The sequence below is a fragment of the Nocardia stercoris genome (assembly GCF_003696265.1).
In the GTDB taxonomy this organism is placed as follows: domain Bacteria; phylum Actinomycetota; class Actinomycetes; order Mycobacteriales; family Mycobacteriaceae; genus Nocardia; species Nocardia stercoris.
In genome coordinates this window covers 835,304-857,956 of record NZ_RFFH01000001.1, presented here as the reverse complement: position 1 = coordinate 857,956, position 22,653 = coordinate 835,304, and the positions used below count along the sequence as shown (strand labels likewise).

18 protein-coding genes are annotated in these 22,653 nt (G+C 66.7%); 6 read left to right on the top strand and 12 right to left on the bottom strand.

The window, feature by feature from the left end:
* Positions 1 to 21: 21 nt before the first annotated feature.
* From EBN03_RS03830 to ctaD, 6 genes are all read right to left on the bottom strand, one after another.
* Positions 22 to 786, bottom strand: coding sequence for an enoyl-CoA hydratase-related protein (locus tag EBN03_RS03830; protein ID WP_122186383.1), 765 nt, complete (start codon positions 784 to 786; stop codon positions 22 to 24).
* A 44-nt stretch (positions 787 to 830) separates the two neighbouring features.
* The gene (locus EBN03_RS03825) at positions 831 to 1,601 is read right to left on the bottom strand and encodes an NUDIX hydrolase (protein WP_233608180.1); all 771 of its coding nucleotides are present in this window, start codon (positions 1,599 to 1,601) and stop codon (positions 831 to 833) included.
* Between the two features lie 161 nt (positions 1,602 to 1,762).
* Positions 1,763 to 2,596, bottom strand: coding sequence for an ABC transporter ATP-binding protein (locus EBN03_RS03820; RefSeq protein WP_122186381.1), 834 nt, complete (start codon positions 2,594 to 2,596; stop codon positions 1,763 to 1,765).
* A gap of 272 nt (positions 2,597 to 2,868) precedes the next feature.
* A complete protein-coding gene (locus EBN03_RS03815) occupies positions 2,869 to 3,675 on the bottom strand; it encodes a peptidyl-tRNA hydrolase (protein WP_122186380.1) in 807 nt (268 codons plus the stop codon).
* The gene (serB, locus tag EBN03_RS03810) at positions 3,672 to 4,898 is read right to left on the bottom strand and encodes a phosphoserine phosphatase SerB (protein ID WP_122186379.1); all 1,227 of its coding nucleotides are present in this window, start codon (positions 4,896 to 4,898) and stop codon (positions 3,672 to 3,674) included. The genes EBN03_RS03815 and serB overlap by 4 nt, the downstream gene beginning before the upstream one ends.
* 500 nt (positions 4,899 to 5,398) lie before the next feature.
* Entirely contained in the window at positions 5,399 to 7,138 is a 1,740-nt protein-coding gene (ctaD, locus tag EBN03_RS03805) for an aa3-type cytochrome oxidase subunit I (RefSeq protein WP_122186378.1), read from the bottom strand.
* A gap of 201 nt (positions 7,139 to 7,339) precedes the next feature.
* Here ctaD and EBN03_RS03800 point away from each other — a divergent pair, with 201 nt between their 5' ends.
* From EBN03_RS03800 to EBN03_RS03780, 5 genes are all read left to right on the top strand, one after another.
* Positions 7,340 to 8,425, top strand: coding sequence for an ABC transporter substrate-binding protein (locus tag EBN03_RS03800; RefSeq protein WP_122186377.1), 1,086 nt, complete (start codon positions 7,340 to 7,342; stop codon positions 8,423 to 8,425).
* A 111-nt stretch (positions 8,426 to 8,536) separates the two neighbouring features.
* Positions 8,537 to 9,112 (top strand): TetR/AcrR family transcriptional regulator, encoded by a 576-nt coding sequence (locus EBN03_RS03795; protein ID WP_122186376.1) that lies wholly within the window; start codon positions 8,537 to 8,539, stop codon positions 9,110 to 9,112.
* Positions 9,109 to 10,287, top strand: coding sequence for an NADH:flavin oxidoreductase (locus EBN03_RS03790; RefSeq protein ID WP_122186375.1), 1,179 nt, complete (start codon positions 9,109 to 9,111; stop codon positions 10,285 to 10,287). Before EBN03_RS03795 ends, EBN03_RS03790 begins: the two co-directional genes overlap by 4 nt.
* The gene (locus EBN03_RS03785) at positions 10,284 to 11,030 is read left to right on the top strand and encodes an SDR family oxidoreductase (RefSeq protein WP_122186374.1); all 747 of its coding nucleotides are present in this window, start codon (positions 10,284 to 10,286) and stop codon (positions 11,028 to 11,030) included. The genes EBN03_RS03790 and EBN03_RS03785 overlap by 4 nt, the downstream gene beginning before the upstream one ends.
* Before the next feature lie 243 nt (positions 11,031 to 11,273).
* Positions 11,274 to 13,370, top strand: a complete 2,097-nt coding sequence (locus EBN03_RS03780; protein ID WP_122186373.1) for an MMPL family transporter — start codon at positions 11,274 to 11,276, stop codon at positions 13,368 to 13,370.
* Between the two features lie 46 nt (positions 13,371 to 13,416).
* Here EBN03_RS03780 and EBN03_RS03775 read toward each other — a convergent pair whose 3' ends face one another.
* From EBN03_RS03775 to EBN03_RS03765, 3 genes are all read right to left on the bottom strand, one after another.
* On the bottom strand, positions 13,417 to 13,926 hold the full coding sequence (locus EBN03_RS03775; protein WP_233608095.1) for a hypothetical protein: 510 nt from the start codon (positions 13,924 to 13,926) through the stop codon (positions 13,417 to 13,419).
* Positions 13,927 to 14,027: 101 nt separating this feature from the next.
* Complete coding sequence (locus EBN03_RS03770) at positions 14,028 to 14,882, bottom strand: hypothetical protein (RefSeq protein ID WP_122186372.1); 855 nt, start codon at positions 14,880 to 14,882, stop codon at positions 14,028 to 14,030.
* Positions 14,882 to 18,880, bottom strand: coding sequence for an AAA domain-containing protein (locus EBN03_RS03765; RefSeq protein WP_233608179.1), 3,999 nt, complete (start codon positions 18,878 to 18,880; stop codon positions 14,882 to 14,884). The genes EBN03_RS03770 and EBN03_RS03765 overlap by 1 nt, the downstream gene beginning before the upstream one ends.
* A gap of 492 nt (positions 18,881 to 19,372) precedes the next feature.
* Here EBN03_RS03765 and EBN03_RS03760 point away from each other — a divergent pair, with 492 nt between their 5' ends.
* A complete protein-coding gene (locus EBN03_RS03760; RefSeq protein WP_147471451.1) occupies positions 19,373 to 20,038 on the top strand; it encodes a hypothetical protein in 666 nt (221 codons plus the stop codon).
* Between the two features lie 173 nt (positions 20,039 to 20,211).
* Here the strand turns inward: EBN03_RS03760 and EBN03_RS03755 are convergent, their stop codons facing one another.
* The 3 genes from EBN03_RS03755 to EBN03_RS03745 are packed head-to-tail and all read right to left on the bottom strand — an operon-like array spanning position 20,212 to position 22,639.
* On the bottom strand, positions 20,212 to 20,805 hold the full coding sequence (locus EBN03_RS03755) for a LemA family protein (protein ID WP_122186369.1): 594 nt from the start codon (positions 20,803 to 20,805) through the stop codon (positions 20,212 to 20,214).
* Positions 20,802 to 21,785, bottom strand: coding sequence for a DUF3137 domain-containing protein (locus tag EBN03_RS03750; protein WP_233608093.1), 984 nt, complete (start codon positions 21,783 to 21,785; stop codon positions 20,802 to 20,804). Before EBN03_RS03750 ends, EBN03_RS03755 begins: the two co-directional genes overlap by 4 nt.
* A complete protein-coding gene (locus EBN03_RS03745) occupies positions 21,719 to 22,639 on the bottom strand; it encodes a YncE family protein (protein ID WP_122186368.1) in 921 nt (306 codons plus the stop codon). Before EBN03_RS03745 ends, EBN03_RS03750 begins: the two co-directional genes overlap by 67 nt.
* Positions 22,640 to 22,653: the final 14 nt, after the last annotated feature.

The window sequence follows — 22,653 nt, the reverse complement described above, 5'->3', positions numbered from 1 at the left end:
GGTCGGCGGTAAGGCTGCCCTTCAGCTGCCGGTGAACACCGCCACGCCCGGACCGTCCACCTGCAGCGATGTGGTTCCGGTCACCCGATCGTCCGTTGTGAACAGTTCGGCCCATTCGGTGCGTGCCCGATCGTGACCGTGCGTGCCCGCCTCGAAGACCCGCTTGGCCGCGGCCAGCGCCAGCGCCGGGCCGCCGGCGAATCGGCGCGCCCAGCGCAGTCCCGACTCGTAGACGTCGTCGGGCGCGACCACCTCGTCGGCCAGTCCCAGCGCCTTCGCCTCGTCGGCGTCGACGAACCGGCCGCTGTAGACCAGGTCCTTGGCCGCGGACGGCCCGATGAGCAGACTCAACCGGCGGATCCCGGCGAGCGGGATCAGCCCGGCCCGGATCTGCGGCAGGCCCAATTTCACGTTGTCGCCGATGATCCGCCGATCGGCGCCCAACGCCAGTTCCAGGCCCGCGCCCAGCGCGTAGCCGCTGATCGCGGCGACCGCCGGCTGCGGCAGCCGGGCCAGGCAGCCGAGCGCGGCCTGCAGATCGGCCGCCATCGCCCCGGCCTGCTCAGCCGACAACCCGGCCAGCTCGGCGACGTCGTCCCCGGCGCTGAACACGCGCGCGTCGCCGTACAGCACGACCGCGGCGACCGACGGGTCGTTCCCGAGTTCGGCCGCGGCTGCCGCGAGTTCCAGCGCCACCTGGACGCCGATCAGGTTGAGCGGGGGCCGCTCGATACGCAGGACGGCGATCCCGGCCTCGGGGCGGTCAACGGTCACAAATTCGGCCACGAGCGACGAGCGTACTGGTCCGCACATCCGGGCCCGGCCGGGGATCAGTTCGGCTTACGGCCGCCGAGGATGCCGCCCGGTAGATCGGCCATGTACTGCTCCCAGTTCGGGAACTCGAGCCGGATGATGCGGCCGTCGGCGAAGACGGGCGTCGGCTGGATCGGGGTGATGGCCGGGGTTGCCGCGAGCATGGCCGCGGTGGAGTCGAACCGGCCCAGCGAGGTCAGCTGGGTCCAGGTGGGGGGCATCAGGATGTCTTCCTCGGCCTTCCACCGGTCCAGCGCGTCGGCGGGGGTGGACCAGCGGGCGGCGGCGGCCTCGCTGGTGGCACCGTCGGCTTCCTGGCCGGTGGGCAGGAGCGCGACGAAGAAGCGGGTGTCGTAGCGACGCTGCTCGACCGTCGGCGTGACCCAGTTGTCCCACGGGCGCAACAGGTCTGCGCGCAAGACCAGATTCGCGTCGGCGAGGAACTGCGGGAACGACAGCTCACGCTTCTCGATGCGCCGGCGGGCCTCGGCGTACCCGGAGGTGTCGCAGACGACGCTGTCCGGTGTAGGACCGGCCAGCAGCACACCGCATTCCTCGAAGGTTTCGCGCACGGCCGCGCACACCAACGCCTGCGCCCGGCCGGCCTCGATCCCGAATTGCTCACCCCACCATCGCGGCTCGGGGCCCGCCCAGGCGATATCCGCCGTCGCGTCCGACGGATCCACGCCGCCGCCGGGGAACACGGTCATCCCGGCGGCGAAGGCCATCGCCCGCACCCGCCGCTGCAGGAACACCTCGGGCCCGGCCGCGCTGTCGCGCACCAGCATCACCGTCGAGGCGTCCCGGACCGGCGCGACCTCTGTTTTGCTCTCACTCACTCCTGCACGGTAACCGGACCGCCGCGCGACGCCGCCGGGGACCGGCAGATCGGATGTGCGGTTCCCGCTCTGCGGGATATCCGCGCGCCGCGCGACCGGATTCCGGCCGGTCAGCGGGAGCGGTGGCGACCCAGCCGGCGCGAGCGGCGGGCGAAGTAGCGCCCGTCGATCCGATCGAGCGTGATCGCCTGCCGGAACGCCTTGCTGAGGTTCTCGGAGGTGAGTACCTGATGCAGCAGGCCCTGCGCGACGATCGAGCCCTCGTCGAGCAGCAGGGCGTGGGTGAAGCCCGGTGGAATCTCCTCGACGTGATGGGTGACCAGCACGGTGGCGGGTGCGTCGGGGTCGGCCGCGAGATCGCCGAGCCGCTCGACCAGTTCCTCGCGCCCGCCCAGATCCAGGCCGGCCGCGGGCTCGTCGAGCAGCAGCAGTTCGGGATCGGTCATCAGGGCGCGGGCGATGAGCACCCGCTTGCGTTCGCCCTCGGACAGGGTGCCGTAGGTGCGGTCGGCCAGATGTTCGGCGCCCAGGCTCTCCAGGATGTCGACCGCCCGATCGGTGTCCATGGCGTCGTAGCGTTCCCGCCAGCGGCCCATCACCGCGTATCCGGCGGACACCACGAGGTCGGACACCTTCTCGTCCACCGGGACCCGGCTCGCGATCGCGGCCGAGGACAGGCCGATCCGCGGCCGTAGCTCGTTGATGTCGACGCGCCCCAACGTCTCACCGAGCAGATTGGCGATGCCGGAGGTCGGGTGCATCTCGGCGGCGGCCATCCGCAGCAGCGTGGTCTTGCCGGCACCGTTGGGGCCCAGGACGACCCACCGCTCGTCGAGTTCCACCTGCCAGGTGACCGGGCCCACGAGAGTATGGCCGGAGCGGCGAACGGTGACGTCGGTGAAATCGATGAGGAGATCGGGATCCGGTTGTGGCACGGGCTCAATCTACCTGTGGGGCGTGTTATCGGCCGCCACGCCGCATCATCGGTGTGAACCGGTCTCCGGCTCGACGGCCGACATCGTCACGGTGGTCGGGTCGGGACCGGAACAGGCGTCCCAACAGCAGTGCCACCGGAACCGAAATGAGCACCCAAACAGCGAGTATCACCAACAGCGTCGTCATCTCAGAAGCACCTCGGCACCTCTCCGCGCGGCAGTTGCAGGGCCCCGATCTTGCCGCACGCGGGTCCGGAATTCGAGCACCAGTTGTCGGTGCGTCACTCCAGGCCAACGGCGCAATCGGGCACATCGCCCGACTCGCCGTCCGGCACGCGCGGCGCGTTCGCCGCGGATACGGCGATCACCGTCGTCGAGCCGGGCGCGACTTCCGTGAAGCCGGCATCGCGGACCGCGGTGGCCGCGCCCGCCTCGACCAGGGCACGCAGCGCCGCCCACTGTCGCGGGTCCGCGTCGCGCACCGCACACCGGAACCCGGCCCGCGCCCACGCGTAGGCCTGTTCCACCGGCAGCGCGCCGGCCAGCAGCATGCTGGCATGTCCGACCTGCGCGGCAGCCTTACCCACGGTCATACCCAAAGCGGAGTCGACCCAAAGCACCGGCAGCGAAGGATCGACCGGGCCGGGAGTGTCGGATTCCAGTTCGGTGCCGCCGATCTGGAGTTTCTTGATTCGCGGATCGAGTGCGCCGACCGGTCCGGGTACCAGGGCGTGCGCCGCGGCATTGCCGAATTCGACTGTCACACCGTCCAATTCGGTGGCGGCGAGCCATTGGGCGCCGCGGGCCCGCCGGGTCACCTTGCGGATCCGGGATCGATGCCAGCCCAGATACGCCTGTTCCCAGGGCCCGCCGGCGCCGACCCGTTCGTCCAGGCACAGCGCGACCGCCGCCGCGGCGGCGGCGGCCAGCAACTCGCTGCGCGCGGGCGGTTCCGTCTTCGGGATGTGCAGGACCACCTGCATGGCCTGCACCAGCGCGGGATCGTCGGGGTCGCCGGAACCGCCGTAGCCGCGCGCCAATTCCGCGTGCCGCGCGACGAATCCGGCGTCCACGGCGTCCGGGGTCATCGGTCGAGCGGGACCCGGCGCAGGAGGCCGTCGCGAGCGTCGGCGGCCTCGACCTCGTCCCGGGTCACGCCCAGGATGAACAGCACCGCGTCCAGGTACGGGTGGTTGAGCGCGGTATCGGCGACCTCGCGCAGCGCCGGCTTGGCGTTGAACGCGATACCGAGCCCGGCGGCGTTGAGCATGTCGATGTCGTTGGCGCCGTCGCCCACCGCCACCGTCTGTTCCATCGGCACCCCGGTCTCGCCGGCGAACCGGCGCAGCGCCACCGCCTTGGCCTCGCGGTCGACGATCTCGCCGATGACCTTGCCGGTCAGCTTGCCGTCGATCACCTCGAGCGTATTCGCCTGCACGAAGTCCAGTTCCAGCTCGTGTGCGAGCGGCTCGATCACCTGCCGGAAACCGCCGGAGACCACACCGCAGCGGAAGCCGAGCCGGCGCAGGGTGCGGATGGTGGTGCGGGCGCCCGGGGTCAGTGCGATCCGCTCGGCGACCTCGTCGATCACCGACTGGTCCAGGCCGGCCAGCGTCGCGACCCGCTGCCGCAGCGATTCGGCGAAGTCGAGTTCACCGCGCATCGCCGCCTCGGTGACCGCGCGGACCTCGTCCTCGACACCGGCGTGGGCGGCCAGCATCTCGATGACCTCGCCCTGGATCAGCGTGGAGTCGACGTCGAACACGATCAGCCGCTTGGCCCGCCGCGCGAGGCCCGCGCGCTCGACCGCGATGTCGACGTTCTCGCGGGCCGCCACCTCGGCCAGCCCGGTGCGCAGCAGGCTCTCGGCGTCGGCCGATCCGGGCACGGTGACGGTCAGTTCCAAGCCGGTGACCGGATAGTCGGCGACGCCGCGGATCGCGTCGATATTGACGCCCTGCGCGGCCAGGGTGCGCGCGACGACCCCGAAGGCGCGCGCGGTCACCGGATTGCCGAGCACGACCACGGCGTGGGTCGAGTGCCGGGCACCGGCGGCCGGGTCCGCGCCGATCTCCACGTCGACATTCATGCCGAGGGTGGCCATCGCGTCCTCGAGCTGGTCCTGCAAGCGCTCCGGATCGACCGGGCAGGACACCAGGACACCCAGGGTGAGCCGGCCGCGGATGACGACCTGTTCCACGTCCAGCAGGCTCACACCGTTGCGGGCCAGCGCCGTCAGCAGCACCGAGGTGACACCCGGCTTGTCGGGTCCGGTGACCGTGATCAGCACTGTGGTGTCGGACGAGCCCACTCGCAACTCCGTTTCTCGGTGATTTCCCCGGTCCGGGGCCGCTGAAATTGTCTCAGGCCGCGCCCGGCGGCCCGGCACCGCCCATCGGCCCGCCGCGAGCGGCCGCCGACCGGCCCGGAAACGCCGAACGGCGGCCGCCTCGAAGACGACCGCCGCATAGGAGGCTGCAGACCTAGTGGGCCCAAACCCCGGCCTTCTCCTTGACGTGGTGAGCCTTGCCACCCCAGCCCACGTGGGCCTCGGCGCGGATGCGCTCCAAGCCATACAGCGGGGTAGTGCCCGAAATGCCGAACGGCGGCCGTCTCGAAAGACGACCGCCGCACGGGGGTAGAGACCCTAGTGGGCCGAAACCCCGGCCTTCTCCTTGACCTGGTGAGCCTTGCCACCCCAGCCCACGTGGGCCTCCGCGCGGATGCGCTCCAAGCCATACAGCGGGGTAGTGCCCGAAATGCCGAACGGCGGCCGTCTCGAAAGACGACCGCCGCACGGGGGTAGAGACCCTAGTGGGCCGAAACCCCGGCCTTTTCCTTGACCTGGTGAGCCTTGCCACCCCAGCCCACGTGGGCCTCCGCGCGGATGCGCTCCACCATGTGGGGGTAGTGCAGCTCGAACGCGGGACGCTCGGAGCGGATGCGCGGCAGCTCGTAGAAGTTGTGCCGCGGCGGCGGGCAGGAGGTCGCCCACTCCAGCGAGTTGCCGTAGCCCCACGGGTCGTCCACGGTCACGACCTCGCCGTAGCGCGAGCTCTTGAAGACGTTCCAGATGAACGGCAGGGTCGAGGCGCCCAGGATGAACGCGCCGATGGTGGAGATGGTGTTCAGCAGGGTGAACCCGTCGGAGGGCAGGTAGTCGGCGTACCGACGCGGCATACCCTCGGCACCCAGCCAGTGCTGCACCAGGAAGGTGGTGTGGAAGCCGACCAGGGTGGCCCAGAAGTGCCACTTGCCCAGGCGCTCGTCCAGCATCCGGCCGGTCATCTTCGGGAACCAGAAGTAGATGCCCGCGAAGGTCGCGAACACGATGGTGCCGAAGAGCACGTAGTGGAAGTGCGCGACGACGAAGTAGGTGTCGGACACGTGGAAGTCCAGCGGCGGCGAGGCCAGGATGACACCCGACAGACCACCGAAGAGGAACGTGACCAGGAAGCCGACCGACCACAGCATCGGTGTCTCGAAGGTCAGCTGCCCCTTCCACATGGTGCCGATCCAGTTGAAGAACTTCACACCGGTCGGAACCGCGATCAGGAAGGTCATGAACGAGAAGTACGGCAGCAGCACGGCGCCGGTCGCGTACATGTGGTGCGCCCACACCGCGATGGACAGGGCGGCGATACCCAGGGTCGCGTAGACCAGGGTGGTGTAACCGAAGATCGGCTTGCGGCTGAAGACCGGGAAGATCTCCGACACGATGCCGAAGAACGGCAGCGCGATGATGTACACCTCGGGGTGGCCGAAGTACCAGAACAGGTGCTGGTAGAGCAGCGTGCCACCGGTGGCCGGGTCGTAGATGTGGCCGCCCAGGTGGCGGTCGTAGGCCAACGCCATCAGCGCGGCGGTCAGCAGCGGGAAGGCCAGCAGGACCAGGACCGAGGTCACCGCGATGTTCCAGGTGAAGATCGGCATGCGGAACAGGGTCATACCCGGGGCACGCAGGCAGACGACAGTGGTCAGCATGTTGACACCACCGAGGATGGTGCCCAGACCGGAGACGGCCAGACCCAGGATCCACAGGTCACCACCGACACCGGGCGAGTGCACGATGTCCGACAGCGGGGTGTAGGCGGTCCAGCCGAAGTCGGCCGCACCACCGGGGGTGATGAAGCCGGCGGTCGCCATCGAGGCGCCGAACAGGTACAGCCAGTAGCTGAACGCGTTCAGTCGCGGGAAGGCGACGTCGGGGGCGCCGATCTGCAGCGGCAGCACGATGTTGGCGAAGCCGAACACGATCGCGGTCGCGTAGAAGAGCAGCATGATCGTGCCGTGCATGGTGAACAGCTGGTTGAACTGTTCCGGCGACAGGAACTGCAGGCCCGGGCGCGCCAGCTCGGCACGCATCAGCAGGGCCATCAGACCACCGATGAGGAAGAAGGTCATCGCGGTCACCAGGTACATCACACCCAGGACCTTCGGGTCGGTGGTGGTGACGGCCTTGTAGATGAACGACCCCTTGGGGCCCGTACGTGCCGGGTAGGGCCGTGTCGCTTCCAGCTTGGGGACTGGCTGGGGCTCTACAGCAGTCACTGTTCCTCCTGAAGGTGTGCCTTCTGGTCGTTGTCGTACGCACTGCTTACCGGCGCACGACGAGCGACGGGTGGCTTGCGCTAGGACGAATCGTAAACCGTGCTGTGGCAACCATCGCGTCCGGTCCTACGTTGTGTCGTATTGACGTCGGCCGCGGCACCGCGAGCTGGGCCGACCGGCGCCGCGTGTACCCTGCCCGGCATGCCGGTGACCGCGGACTCCTGCCCCCGAAAGAGCGCTCGCGCCAAGAGGTCTGTCGACGGACGTACGCCGCTGCGGCGGGTGCTGGCGGCGGTGTCGGTGCTGGCGGTGACCGCGGGCGTGGCGAGTGGTTGCGCGCAGACCGACGAGGACGCGGCGTCCATTGTGCGGACGACGACGGCGGTGGCGGGTGCGGATATGGCCGGTGTCGGCCGGGACACCCGAACCGCTTGTGCGACTCCGATCGCCGCGGAACGGTCCGGTACCTGGCAGGTCGCGGGCGCGACGGTTCCGGCGGACCCGCAGCAGATCGTCGTCCTGGACACCGCGGCGTTGGACGCGGTCTGCGCACTGGGTCTGTGGAAGCAGGTGGTGGGTGCGGCGACGGTGAGCGGTCCGGCCGCGCAGCCCGATTATCTCGGTACCGGTATCGCGATCATTCCGAGTGTGGGCGGGGTCGGCAGTCCGGATCCGGCCCGGATCGCGGCGCTGCATCCCGATCTGATCCTGGGCACCGCGGGCGCCGCGGGCGCCGACGCCTTGCGTTCGATCGCGCCGACGGTGCTGGTCGGCGGCGCGGATTGGCAGAGCCGGTTCACCGGTTACGCGGATGCGCTGGGCCGCCCGAATGCCGCGGCGAAACTGCTCGACGACTACCGGACGGCCGCGCACGACGCGGGTGCCGCGGTCGCCGCGAATTTCTCGCAGGCGTCGGTGGTGCGGTTCGAGGCGCAGGGCATGCAGGTGCAGGGTGACGACAGTTTCGCGGGACGGGTGCTCGCGGATGCCGGGGTGCAGCGCCCGGGTGCGCAGCGCGGCAAGTCGTTTCCGGTCGGGTCGCTGGGTTCGGCGGCGGATCGGGCGAAGGTCGAGGGCGACATCGTCTATGTCATGTTCGACGGGCCGGACGGGTTGTCGAATGGTCAGTCGGTGATGCGGTCGGCGGACTGGAAGAAGCTCAGCGCGGTGTCGGATCGTCGCGAGTTCGCGGTCGACGACGCGATCTGGCACGGCGAGGGTCTGACCGCGGCGCGCGCGATCCTCGACGATCTGAAGACCACACTGAACGGCTACGACGGCAGCTGACCTGGCGATTTCCCCCGCCCGTCCGGGCGCGGTCGGCCACGACGGCGAGTACTTCAATCACTGATTGAATCAATGATTGAAATTTCTCCCCCGGCGTGGTCGAATCGACGCATGAACCAGACGGCGCCCGCCCCGGGAGGTACCCGCGAACGGCTGCTGGCCGCGGCCGAGCAGCTGCTGCTCGTCAGCCCCTACGACGAGGTGTCGGTGCGGGCGATCTGCGCCGCCGCCGGCGCGAATGCCGCTGCGGCGCATTACCATTTCGGCTCCAAGGAAGCCTTGGTCAGCGCGCTGCTCGAGGATCGTCTCGGCCCGGTCTGGGCCGACCGGCTGGCCGCGGTCACCGAAGGTGAATCGTCGGTCGCCGACGTGGTGGACGCGGTGATCGAACCGTTCGTCACCCTGGTCGCCGATCCGATCGGCCAGTTGCACGTGCGGCTGCTGGCCCAGTTCGTCGCGGGCCGGCACAGCGGAACCGGCTGGCAGGGACCGTGGTTCACCATCGGCACCTGGGCCGGACTGTTGCCCGGCGTCGATCCCGCCGAAGCGGGCCGTCGCTGGATGCTCGCCTTCGATCTGATCATCCTGCGCTTCGGCGTCGGACAGGAGCTCTCCCCCCGTTCGGTGGCGAGCCTGCGCGACTTCGTCCTCGCCGGATTGACTGCGCCACAAGGAGATACCCGATGAACGACGTCTTCGAGCCGGTCCGGCTCGGGCCGCTGACGCTGCGCAACCGCGTCATCAAGGCCGCCACCTTCGAAGGCCGGACACCCGGTTCCATGCCGTCCGACGCGCTGGTGGAGTTCCATCGGGAAGTCGCGGCCGGCGGGGTCGGCATGACCACCGTCGCCTACTGCGCGGTCGCGCCCGGCGGCCGCACCGACAACGGCGCGCTGTGGATGCGGCCCGAGGTGGTGCCCGGGCTGCGCAAGCTCACCGACGCGGTACACCGGGAGGGCGCGGCGGCCTCCGCGCAGATCGGTCATGCCGGGCCGGTAGCGAATTCGCGGTCCAACGGGGAACCCGCGCTGGCGCCGAGCCGGTTCTTCAATCCGCTCGGCATGCGGCCCTGCAAGGTCCCCGACGCCGCGGAACTGCGCGAAGTTGTTGCGGCACATGCGAATGCGGCCCGGCTGGCCGAGCAGTCCGGCTTCGACGCCGTCGAGGTCCATCTCGGCCACAACTATCTGGCCAGCTCGTTCCTGAGCCCGATGCTGAACCGCCGCCGCGACTCCTACGGTGGCTCGCTGGAGAACCGCGCCCGCTTCGCGCGCGAGATCGTCGCGGCGGTCAGCGACGCGGTCGGTGGCCGGCTGGCTGTCACCGCCAAGCTCAACATGACCGACGGCGCCCGCGGCGGCCTGCAGATCCCCGAGTCGATCGAGGTAGCCAAGCTGCTGGAGGCCGACGGCGGGCTCGACGCCATCGAGCTGACCGCCGGCAGTTCGCTGCTCAACCCGATGCTGCTGTTCCACGGCGACGCGCCGCGCCGCAGTTTCGGCAAGACGCTGCCGATCCCGCTGCGCTGGGGCTTCCGCCTGGGCGGCAGTGCCTTCCTGAAGGAATACCCGTACCGCGAGGCCTACCTGCTCGACCGCGCACGCCAGTTCCGGCAGGAGCTGCGCCTGCCGCTGATCCTGTTGGGCGGCATCACCAATTACGACACGATGCGGCAGGCCAGGGACGCGGGATTCGAATTCGTCGCGATGGGCCGGGCACTGCTGCGCGAGCCGGACCTGTTGCGGCGCATCCAGTCCGACTCCGGAACCCGATCCGCGTGCATCCACTGCAACGAGTGCATGCCGACCATCTACACCGGCACGCGCTGTCCGCTGCGGCCGGAGAAGCAGGAGATCCGATGAGTGACCGTCTCGCAGGCCGGGTCGCGCTGATCAGCGGCGCGGCGTCGGGCATGGGTGCCTCGCACGCTCGGGCGTTCGTGGCGCAGGGCGCCAGTGTGGTGCTCGGCGACATCGCCGACGAAGCCGGCGCGAAGCTGGCCCAGGAACTCGGCGACCGTTGCGTCTACACCCATCTCGATGTGACGAACGCGGCGGACTGGGACGCGGCGGTGGCCGTCGCGCTGGACCGGTTCGGCAAACTGGACGTGCTGATCAACAACGCCGGCATCCTCGACGGCGGCCCGATCGGCGAGTACACCGAGGCGCAGTGGCAGCGGGCACTGTCGATCAATCTGACCGGACCGTTCCTGGGCCTCAGCGCCGCCCGGGACGCCCTGGTCGCGGCCCGCCCAGCGAGTGTGGTGAATATCTCGTCCGCCGCAGGCCTGCAAGGTGTTTCGGGAATGCACGGCTACACCGCGTCCAAGTTCGGGCTGCGCGGGTTCACGAAATCCGCTGCGCTGGAACTGGCGCCGCACGGGGTTCGGGTCAATTCGGTACACCCCGGCGGGATCCTGACCCCGATGATCGGTGCGCCGGAAGGCCTCTCGGCCGACCGCGACGAGAACCCGCGCGCCCGGCTCGGCACCGCCGAGGAAGTCTCGGACCTGGTGGTTTTCCTCGCCAGCCGGGAATCCAGCTACTGCACGGGAGCGGAATTCGTCATCGACGGTGGAATGACGGCGGGCGCTCCCGCCAACTGACGCACCCACCGCACACCGGCGGCGAACGCCGTCGATATCGTTCTCGAAGCCCGGAGCCGCACCCCGCGGCCCGGGATTTCGACTGTCCCACAGAAAGCTCCCAGGAGTTCGTGGGATGATTCAGGGTTTCCCCCCACCTGGGAATTCAGGGTGTCTCGGTGCCAGTGCCTTTCGTACGATCAGCTCACCAACCCACCGATATTTCCCCTGGGGGACAACGTGTCTGCACCGAATGATCCCGACATGAGCGGCTGGTCCGGCCGGCTCGCTCGGCTGCCCGCTGGGCGCCGCAGCAAATGGGTCGTGCTGGTCGTATGGATCCTGGCAGTCGTCGCACTCGGCGGCCTGGCCGGCAAACTCACCGACGCGCAGAAGAACGACGCCGTCACCTGGCTTCCGGATTCCGCGGAATCGACTCAGGCGTACAAGGAAGGCCTGCCGTTCGGCAACGCCGACCAGGCGCCGGTCGTGCTGATCTACTCCCGCACCGACGGCCCGATCACACCGGCCGACATCCAGGCCGCGGCCGCCGACGCCGCCGCCGCGCGGCAGGTGCAGGGTGTGGCCCTGGCCTCCGAACCGATCGTGGCCCAGGACAAGCAGGCCATCGAGACCCTGGTCCAGATCAACATGGGCAGCGGCGGCTGGAATTCGCTTGCGTCGACCGTGAAGTCGATCAAGGACAAGGAGTCCCCGCGCCCCGCCGGCCTGTCGGTCGCGGCGACCGGTCCGGCCGGTTTCGCCGCGGAGATGGGTGAAGCCTTCAAGGGCATCGACGGTCTGCTGCTGTACGCGGCCGCTGGTGTCGTGATCGTCATCCTGCTCGCCACCTACGGTCCGATGCTGTGGGTGCTGCCGCTGCTCGCGGCCGGTATCGCCCTGGTCGTCGCGCAGGCGGCGGTGTACGGATTCACCCACGCCGGTCTGACGGTCAACGCGCAGAGCGCGGCGGTCCTGACCATCCTCGTGTTCGGCGCCGGAACCGACTACGCCTTGCTGCTGGTGGCCCGCTATCGCGAGGAACTGCGCCGGCACGAGGACAAACACGAGGCGATGGCGGTGGCCCTGCACCGGGCCGGTCCCGCGGTGCTGGCCAGTGGTCTCACCGTCATGATCGCCATGCTGGTGCTGCTGGTCGCCCGGATGAACTCCACCGCCGGGATGGGCCCGGTCTGCGCGATCGGCATCGCTGTCGCGCTGGCCGCCATGCTGACCCTGCTGCCGGCCCTGCTCACCATCACCGGCCGCTGGGTGTTCTGGCCGCGCCACCCCGACTTCGGTACCACCGACCCGAGTTCCACCACGGGTATCTGGGCGCGGATCGGCCGCACCATCGCGATCCGGCCGCGGGTGGTGTGGATCGTGACCGCGGCCGCCCTGGTGGTCGCCGCGCTCGGGGTGTCCGGATTCCAGGCTCACGGCGTCGCCGCCAAGGACTCCTTCGTGAAGCAGTCCGCCGCTGTCGACGGAATGAAGCTGCTGGAGCAGCATTTCGACGCCGGCACCGGTGCGCCCGTCCAGATCGTCGCCAACGCAGCGCAAGCCGACGCGGTTGTCGCGAAACTGCGTGCGACCCAGGGCATCACCGCGGTCGCTCCGCCGCAGGTGAAGGACGGCATCGTCGCAATCGAAGGCACGCTGACGGATTCGCCGGACTCCAAGGCCGCGCAGGACACGATCGACCGGGTGCGCGACGCGGTGCACGCCATCCCCGGTGCCGACGCGAAGGTCGGCGGCCAGACCGCCACCCTGCTCGACACCGAACGGGCGTCGTCCCACGACAACTACGTCATCGTCCCGCTGGTCCTGCTGGTGGTCATGGGCATCCTGATGCTCCTGCTCCGCTCGATCCTGGCGCCCGTCCTGCTGACCGCCACCGTGGTGCTGTCCTTCTTCGCCGCCCTGGGCATCAGCCGCTGGCTGTTCGACCTGGCCGGCTTCCACGGCGCCGACGCGGGACTTCCGTTGCTGGCCTTCGTCTTCCTCGTCGCTCTCGGCATCGACTACAACATCTTCCTGATGTCGCGAGTCCACGAGGAATCGAAGACCCACGGCACCCGCACCGGCGCCCTGAAGGGCCTGGCCGCCACCGGTGGTGTCATCACCTCCGCGGGCCTGGTGCTGGCCGGCACGTTCGCGGTGTTCACCACGATGCCGATCGTCGGCTTCGCCGAGATGGGCATCCTGATCGCGGTCGGCGTCCTCCTCGACACCCTGATCGTGCGCTCGATCCTGGTGACCTCGCTGACGCTGGACATCGGTGACCGCATCTGGTGGCCGAGCCCGCTGGCCCGCCAGGGCCGGGAGCCGGAACCGGTGCTCGACACAGTCGACGCCTGACCCTGATGCACGAAGGCCGCGTCCCGGATTTCCGGGAGCGCGGCCTTCAGTCGTTTACCGATTCGGTGATCGCGACTTCCACCGCGGGCCAATCCACTGTCTGCCGAACCCAATCCGGTACCGGCTCGGACTGCACACCGAACAGGTACAGGTTGGGCACCGTCCCGTGTAGCGCTCGATGCACGTCGAGGCGGTCGTCGATCATGTGCGTGATCCCCAATTCGACACAGTGCGGCAGCTTGTCGGCTCGTTTCCGGCAGAACCGCACGTTGTCCCGAGGAATACCCGTGATGTCGTAGAAGCGGTGGTGCTCCAGCCACTGCCTGGTCCGTTCCTCCACGCGCGGACCACATTTCGAGATCACCCAGGCCCGGCCGCCGAACAGCTCGACGAGGCGCGGGAGGACGTCGAAGGCGTCCGGACTGGGTGGGGAGGCCATGGCCGCCTCGGTGTCGCCGGAAAGGAAAACGGTGTCGGCCGCACCGGATTCGAAGGTCGCCCCCTGGATCACCCGGCCGAAGTCGATACCCAGACGCGGGGTCGGTTCATGGTTCATCCGGTCGATGATGCGTGTGGAACAGGCTTGTGGGCCAGCGAATTTCGCTCGCCCTACATCCGCCGCATGTCCGTCTGAACCGTGACTCAACGCTACGGTGACTAGCCCGAAACGCCAGTCGAGATGCGGTACTCCAGATCGTTCAGCATCGCCTGGACGGGCGCCCAACACAGCCCTACGCTGTCGCTGTCGAACCGAGGATTATCTGCTAGCTCGAGTCGAGGGTGAATATAGTTCCGAAAGTTACGCACAGTATGCATGAACGTCTTCGCATCCAACTGGATCCACTCCAGGGCGTGGGCGGTGTCGATGAGTGCAGCAAGGTTCGGCTGCCGCATCGAGGTCATTTCTCCGTTGGACCCGATAAAACGACCGTTGCGGCAGTCGTCGCATCGCTCGCTCAACATCGTGTAAAGAAGCCCTTCGACAAAGCTGCCGATCGCGATAACCGCCATCGTATGCGCCCCGCTACGCTGACAGATCCGTGCCTCGGCAGCACGGTGCAAAAGCAGGTCCGCAGTCGTACGATCCTTGATCAGGCGATAAATTCTTTCGTCGAGATCATGCGGTTCTGCATTCACCGCGCCCATCCCATCCGAGCCGATCTCAGCCAGGATCGGGCGGCCTCCGCTGTCCAAGACAGCCATACCTTCAGCCTTCAGCACACTGTTGAGGGCCGCCCGGAAGACCGACGCGACCTCTTCGCCGTCGTGGTATTCGACCGGATCGCAGACTCGGCACACCAGCCGCTCGATGTCTTGCCCGCCATCGTTTCGATCGATCATATGCTCGATCAGCCAGGGCACCTTCGGCGTCGCATCGTACTCGGGTGGATTTTCCCAGCCAGCTCGCGCAAGCAACTTTTCGAGGTCCCGCCCGGTGCGCATGTACGGGCCGTCATTGTCGACGATGATTCGAGCGAGCCGCTCGATCGTCATTTCGTCCGCTGTGAACATCAGGATTCCTCCAATGACTGCATATGCTGTGCTCTTTCGAATGCGTCCCGCAAGCTCGCATCGATTCGTTTACCGCGACGCTGAAATCCGAGATCCGCGCGCACCTGAGCCATCCGATCTTCGGGATCACGAAGCAAACCGTCCGACATTCGCCAACGGAACATCGAAACAAGCTGTGCCACACTATAATTCGTTATCGGCAGGCCTGGGTGTACGTCTGGACGCGGCAGCGAGGGCCCGATCTCACTGTTCTGGACGGAGATCTGCCTCTGCAGTTCCGGCGCTAGTGGCACATCGCACTCGGCAGCGACTGCATCCTTCCAGGCATCGATAATCCGTTCCAGTTCCAGTTCCGGGTTTGCGAACCAGGCCGACGACCACACACGGTGGAATTTCCACCCGAGTCGCTCAAGATGGTCCTGTCGCAATCGATCTCGGTCGCGGGCACTGGCGGCCCGGTGGTAGCTGTCACCATCGGCTTCGACCGCGAGCACCATCCGGCCCGGTTCGTCCGGATGCGCCAGCGCGAAATCGATTCGGTAGCCGGACACACCCCACTGCGGTATCACAGTCACTCCACGGTCGACCAACGCATCAAGGATCATCCGCTCGAATCCATTGAGCTCTACGGCAAGCCGGCGACCGACTGCCGCCGTAGCTCCTCCTCGTTGGGCAGCCTCGAGATACCGCCGTAGCATCTCCGTTCCGGTCTTACGTTCACTCGGCTCCAATGATCCAGGCGGGAAGGACGATACCACCGTCATTCGACGCCTCGCCCTGGTGACAGCTACGTTGATCCGCCGATCGGTGCCCTCATGATTGAGCACGGCGAACCCGTTTCGTTGAACCCTTCCCTGTGCGTTCCGTGCGACACCGACAGTCAGGATGATCGCGTCGCGTTCGTCTCCCTGGACCGTTTCTATGCTCTTGATGAAAAACCGTTTCGTCGGACCACGATCGTCAGCGAAGAACTGATCCAGCTCCGGGCGATCTTCACGCGCGCGCCGCAATGCCATATCAATCTTTCGCTGATGTGCCAGCCCTAGAGTGATGACACCGAGACTTTCGTGAGAGCGGTTCGTAGCATGCTCGAGAATCAGCTCGACCACGCGCAATGCTTCGGTGTCCGACGACCCTTGTTCGCCGGGCTCAACTCGACCGTCGACGACGACGAGCTGGACCGGCGTCTTTACTCGAGCACCGGGAAAGGTCACGAGCTGCCCACCGTAGATCTCGTCGTTCGAGAACTTGATCAGTCGCTCGTCCTGGCTTCGATAGTGCCAATGCAGTCGATTGCGATTCGGGATCATCGGCTGTAGTGCGGTGAGGATCGACTCGTAGTCACCGAGTTGCACGTCGCCGTGCTCATCGTCACCGTCATCTGCACCCAAGCGGTCGAAGAAACTGGTCGGCGGCAGCTGTCGCTCATCGCCGGCGACAACAAGATGGCGCCCGCGCATGATCGACGTGATCGCGTCGTGCGGCTGAACCTGGCTTGCCTCGTCGAAGATCACCAAATCGAACAATTGCTCTGCCGGCAGTGAGCGACTGACGACAAGGGGCGACATCGCCCAACACGGCCGAACAGCCAACAGCACGTCTGACGCGTCGGCCACCAGCCGACGCAATGACCGGTGTCCTCGCTTCTTCTTCGCCTCACTTCGGACCAACGTCGACTGGTCCGGATGCGCGGTGCTTGCCTGTTGAACATTGTGCGCGACTCGCCGCATGACCCGCTGTACCGCTAGGTAGCGATGACTGTCGTCGGCCACGCGAAAGTCCGCCAGGACCCTGGTATGCGAACCGACCTGGAAGTCCCGAAGAGGCTGCGAGGTCAGCTTGAACTCCTCCTCCAGCGAATTCATCAACGCGCTGTCGAACAAGGCAACTGCCTCGTCGGGGTCGGCATTCGCCGTCGCGATGCGATCGAGCAAATGATCCAGTCCCCGCCCACGAAGTCGACGCAATCGTTGATTCAGATCCGGCAGAAACGGCACCATATCGCGGTCTGCGCTGAGGGCCTCGAGCTGCTGTCCGACATGATCCAGCGGCTGTTGCACCAGTTCGACGCCGACGCCCATCGCCAGTGCGGCAAGCTGCGTCTTCAGATCATGAAACTGGCCGCCGATACCGACCAGATCGCCGATCGTCCCCGGACCCTGCTGCGACCCACCGATTCGCTGCCACTCCCTCAGCTGATCGGAAACCTTCGATACTTCGAAATGCAGCTGCTGCTTCGCGCCGACTCCGTTCGACTGCTGCTTCAGCTCACGCAATAGGTGCCGACGACGCTTCCAGCTGATCTTCGGTTGCAGCCGGCGGCGCTGACTCCAGGATGCTGTGGCGACATGCAGTTCGTCCAGGGGCGCTCGGAAGATATTGCCGCCGAGGGTGGTGGCGCTCGTCGACATCGCCGTCAACAAGGCCAGTGTTCTGTCCCACCCGTCAAGGTCCCGAGGCAATGGCAGTCCGACCTGGTTCACCAGAGCGCGCATACTTGCTTGGCTGTTCCGTAGCGTCCGCGCCTCTACCTGATCGAGCAAGGGCAGTACCTCACGGGCCCTTTCCACCGTATCGATCTGAGCCCTCCACCACGGAGACTCACGCCGTACCAGACGCAACCCGCCGTTGCCCACGACCGCGCGCAGATCATCCTGGACCTCACGCCGGACATCAGGCGAGAATTGTTCTAACCTCGAAAGTCGTAGCCCGGGCTCGAGACGCTGGATGAGATGCTCACGGACCTGGAATGCACTCAAGTCCCATGGCTGCCGCCGGACATGAAGCTCATGAACATACGCGTTCAGCCTGTTCCGATCTTCGGCCACTCGGCGATCCAGATCGTCATCCTTGACTGCAGGCACAAGCTGAAGTTGCTCGAAACTGTCGGCGAGCTGAGCAGCGACCGCCTTGCTACTCACCGAGGCCTGATGCAGGTCCAAAACCAGCTTGTCCAGACCGATTTCGACGAGTCGGTCTGTGACAGCCTCGATTGCTGCCCGTTTTTCCGCCACGAACAGAATCTTCAGCCCTCGAGCTGCACCCACAGCAATGATATTGGCGATAGTCTGACTCTTCCCGGTACCGGGCGGACCATCGATCACGACATGCTTTCTCGCAACGGCAGTTTCAATTGCACGCTGCTGCGACGAATCCGCATCGAGGACCAGATGATCGTCTCGTGGTGGCACCTCGTCCGGAGTGATCGGCTCGAACTTCGCGTCAGCGTGCGGGTACTGGCCGTCCGCGGAGCAACCGGCCAGTAGGGCTATCAAATCGTGCTGTGCAAGTAGCTCAGCCGACCCCATGAGGTCTTGCACCATCGGCAACTTCGTGTAGTTGCAGATACCCACCGCTACCATCCGGCTCAGCCCCAGATCAACGCCGTGCCGACTCGCGCTGTCAGCCAACAGGCGAAACACCTTCTCCACCAGCTGTTCTGGCGACGCAAAGTCATCGGACCGGTTCAGCAGAGCTTGGATCTCGGCCTCGTCCACCGGGACCCCGTATTCGTGCTCGAGACAGTACAGCAGCACAGGATTCAACTCGGGATCAGGAACGATCTGCAGTGCGAAGTCGGTTTCAGCTGCCGTCCGAGCCTTCACGTCGATCCGGTACAGGAGAAGTGGCGCACGCAGCGCTACCGGTGGGCGGGCCCCACCCCGCCGCTCGGGCTTGGTTGTCACTCGTCCATACACCAATCGGCCGACGTCGACACCTTGTTCCTCGCCGTACACCCGTATCCGGCGTACTACGTTTCGCGCCCGCGTGCATGCGTTTTGGTAGTCAGCGCCCGGGAACAGCTCGCCCAGGCGAACCGAGGTGCCGACAAGGAGCCTGCTGACCGCGCTGTCCGGGCTTTCACCGAGATCAAGTGACGCAGTCTTGGTGATCGTGAAGTTCAATAGACCGTTTCGGCCATCGAGCTGGATGAGCGCCTTAGCCCATTCCGCCGCCTTCGACTGAATCAGCTCGAACTCACGTTCGTGCAATTGCATCACGGGGCAGTACCTCCCAGCAGGAATCTTGCATGTACACAAAGACCGCGCATCGCAGCCCGCCCATTTCAACCGAGCCGATCAGTATGCACCAAACTCGACGGCACCGCCAGGGGTCACTTCCTCAGCGGAAACTTGCACACGGAGACAGTTACCACCAGATGCGTTGAACCGCAACATGATTGACCACCATCTGGCAACTCCGCCCCCAATCGCGGCCTCCAACTCGATTGGTTCGAATTCGAGTCATACATCTCGATTACTCAACAGGCGACAATCGGCACTTTATGTACCAACCGGTCCCAATAATTGCGCCGAGGCGAGCCCGCCGAAGACGTAGGCAGGCAGCGTCGACAACGGATGACCTACATCGGGCACAGCGGACATCTGCGTCAGACTTTCGGAATGACCGGCCGATCCCGCGCTCTAGTGGAATGATTCTCGCCGCACAGTACTCGAGGCAGCTCGAATACCAATCGCAGGAGAAAGCACATGGCTGCCAATACGTTGCGCCGCCTTGCGGGTCAGGATGGGGTGCCGAATCCGCAAGGCGCACAGCCGCTTATGTCCGAGCAAAAAGTTGCCAGCCGTCGCTTGCGATCACGGCAGGTAACCGGAATTCTCACCGCAGCGGTAGCCGCCTCCCTGGCTACCACGGCGTGTGATCCGGACTCGACCGGTGCAGCATCCAGGACACCAACTGGTCGGGAGTACCCGGTGAGCTGGACGACCAGCACCACGACATCGCCACACCCGACCATCACGACGCAGCCGGACGTCGGCGCAGCGCCGACCACGCCGGCACTCCCACCCGAGACATTCGGTTCCACGACGACGGCCACGTCCGACACCCAGGAACCGACCGACGTCGCGATATGCATAGATTCAGGCGACTATCGGGTCATCGACGACCTGTGCCCGGACACCGAAGACGAGGCCGATTCCGAGCTCGCCGATCAGCCCTATCGGCACTTCTGGTACCACCACACCAGCTATCTCGCTTACCCTGCGGTCGGAATGCTCATAGACCGCACTGCGGGTAGTTTTGCGCGGCCGGTCGGTGATCGGGTGTACGACCGCGGGGTACCGGTGACCGGAGGCAGGGTCCTTCGCGGTGTGCTGGGCAGTCCATCGCACCGCCACAGCCACGGCGGCTGAGATCAACCGGATTCCGCAAGCTCTGCACCTGCGAGGCTTCGCAACCCAGACGCGGAGTCGGTTCATGGTTCATCCGTTCGATGATGCGGGTGGAACAGGCTTGTGGGCCGAATTTCGCGTGACCACGGCCCGATTCACCCGGGTTTGCGCCCCGGCGGTAAACCGGGACGGCCCTACACCGCACGACGCCGCCACAACCGGTCGACGTCGACCACGTCCCGCACGGCCGCCGCGTCGACCTCGTAGTACCGCCCCGGCTCCACCCGATGCAGCGTGGCGACCACCGCCGCGGGTAGCGAACCGATCTTCGTGTTCAGCGCACGGACATTCGCGTTGTACAGCCGCCGCGACGCGGCGATCCGGTCCTCGGTGTCGGACAGTTCCGTCTGCAGCGCAGCGTAATTCCGCACCGCACTCAGCGCGGGATAGTGTTCCGCCAACGCCTGCAGCCTGCCGAGCGCGGCACTGAGCGCGTTCTCGGCCTCGACGATCTCATCGGTGTTCGCGGTGCCGCGCACCGATTCCGCCCGGCCGCGCGCCGCGATCACCGCTTCCAGGGTCTCGCGCTCGAAGCTCGCGGCCCGCTCGACCGTGGCGACCAGGTTCGGCACCAGGTCGTGCCGCCGTCGCAGCTCGATATCGACCTGCTGCCACGACTCGTCTACCAGATTCCGCAGCCGCACAAAGGAATTGAAGACCGAGAAGTACCAGAGCACCGCGACCAGCGCGACGATGGCCATAGTGACAACGACGGCGGTGGTGCTCATGCGCCGATCCTTTCCTGCATGCCGCGATTACCTTGCGGCACAGTCGTTCCGTAGTCGTTCCAGACGAAGCGCGGCACACCGTCGGCGATGATCCGCATGATCTCGAAGATGTCGCCGATCTGATTCGGCAGATTGCCCGCGGTCGAGATCGCGACCAGCAGATCCCCGACGATCTCGAATTTGGTTGTCGCCCCGCCACTCCACTTCAGCTCCACGAGACGCTCCACGGTGCGCGGCGTGAACACCGCATGTGCGAAAACCGGATCCGCGCAGTACACGAAGAACCGATCGTTGAAATGGGCCGACTCGAACTGCACCGAATCCCCCTTCCCACTGTCGAACGACACCCCCACACTCAGCCGCGGCAGCGCCCGAGGCAGCCGCAGCACGAACACATTCCGGCTCCGCGGCCCCACACTGACCTTGTAGTTGGCCAGCCACGTGACATGAAAGAAGCTCGCGGCGAACCCCCCGACACTCCCCCGCATCCCGTCCCGCACCCGAAACCGGCAGGCACTGCGATTACTGAACGGCGGAAAGTTCCAATCCGGCACCGGCCAACCGGTTTTCCGCTGATAAGCGAACCCGTGCACCGCGGCCCACCGCGCGGTCCACCGCTTGCGAAACGCCAACATGACGATCCCGGTCGGTACGAAGGCCTGCATCGGCGTGGTCAGCAACAGCACCCACGACAGGGGACGACCGTGCACCTGCCACCAGCGATACTGCAGGTAGGCAAGGACGGCAAAAGTCACCCCAGCCAGGCCGCGCTGAACCGACCGCCGCCCCCAGAACCGCACACCGTATTCCTCGGAAGACCGGCCACTCAGGCTCTCGCCCATGGGTTCTCCTCGCTCACCAGGACCGGGTTCTCCGGACCCAATGAGCTTCTCTGCGCCGGCTTGCGAGTTCCTTACAGTCGGCTGGTACGACCAGCATTCAGGCGCACGACGAGGGTGAGCCGGCCAGCCGGCGTCCACGCGCCGACCGCGACGGTCCCCGAACCCAAATGCGTGAGGCTCTCGACCTCCCCCTCGTCGCCGAAGTCGATCGGCATTGCGATGCGTTCGCACGACTCGAAGTTCGCGCCGGTGACCATCAATGCGTCCTCGGTCGCGTACACAGCCACCCGGTCGTCGTCGATCCAGCATCCGGCGAGCCCGAAACCATACGCGGCGTCGACGTCGTCCGCGTCGAGCCGTGCGATCTCCTCGAGCTCCGGCCACGACAGCATCCGCACGGTCTGCGGATCGCTGTACGGGGTGACGAGCAGTCGCGCGCCGGACGGACTGAAGCCCGCGATCACCGGGTCATCTCCGGCGAGGATCTCGGTGACATGCAGGCGCGAGCCCTCGACATCGACACGGAAGGCGAGAACGCCGTCCTGGCCCATGGCGAGCTCGAGAATCGCCGTGTCCTCGGCAGGATGAGGATGCAGGACGGCGCGCGCAGCGTCGGCGTCGATGGCCTGGGTGTCGAGGATCGTCCCGGTCGCGGAATCGAGCACGAGCAGCCGGTGCCGCTCGCCGTCCGCAACAGCGACAACAAGACGACCGCCGACGAGCGCAGCCGCGTCGGCGGGTGTTCCGGCCGGCGTGACCACGTCCGTTCCGGCGACGACGAGTCCGCCCGCAGCAGCGAGTACGAGCAGATCGAGACCGGCCGCCGCGAGGACACGGACGTCGCCTTCCAGCGGGAGCACCCGCTGCGTCTTCTCGGCGAGTCGGTCGTCGAGAAGACGCACCGCGCCCTCACGCCACAGTGCGAAGGTCGGACGCCCGCCCGACTCGCCGGCAGGGACGAGGCCCGGCATCGGGTCCAGGATGTCGATCACGTCAACGGAAACGG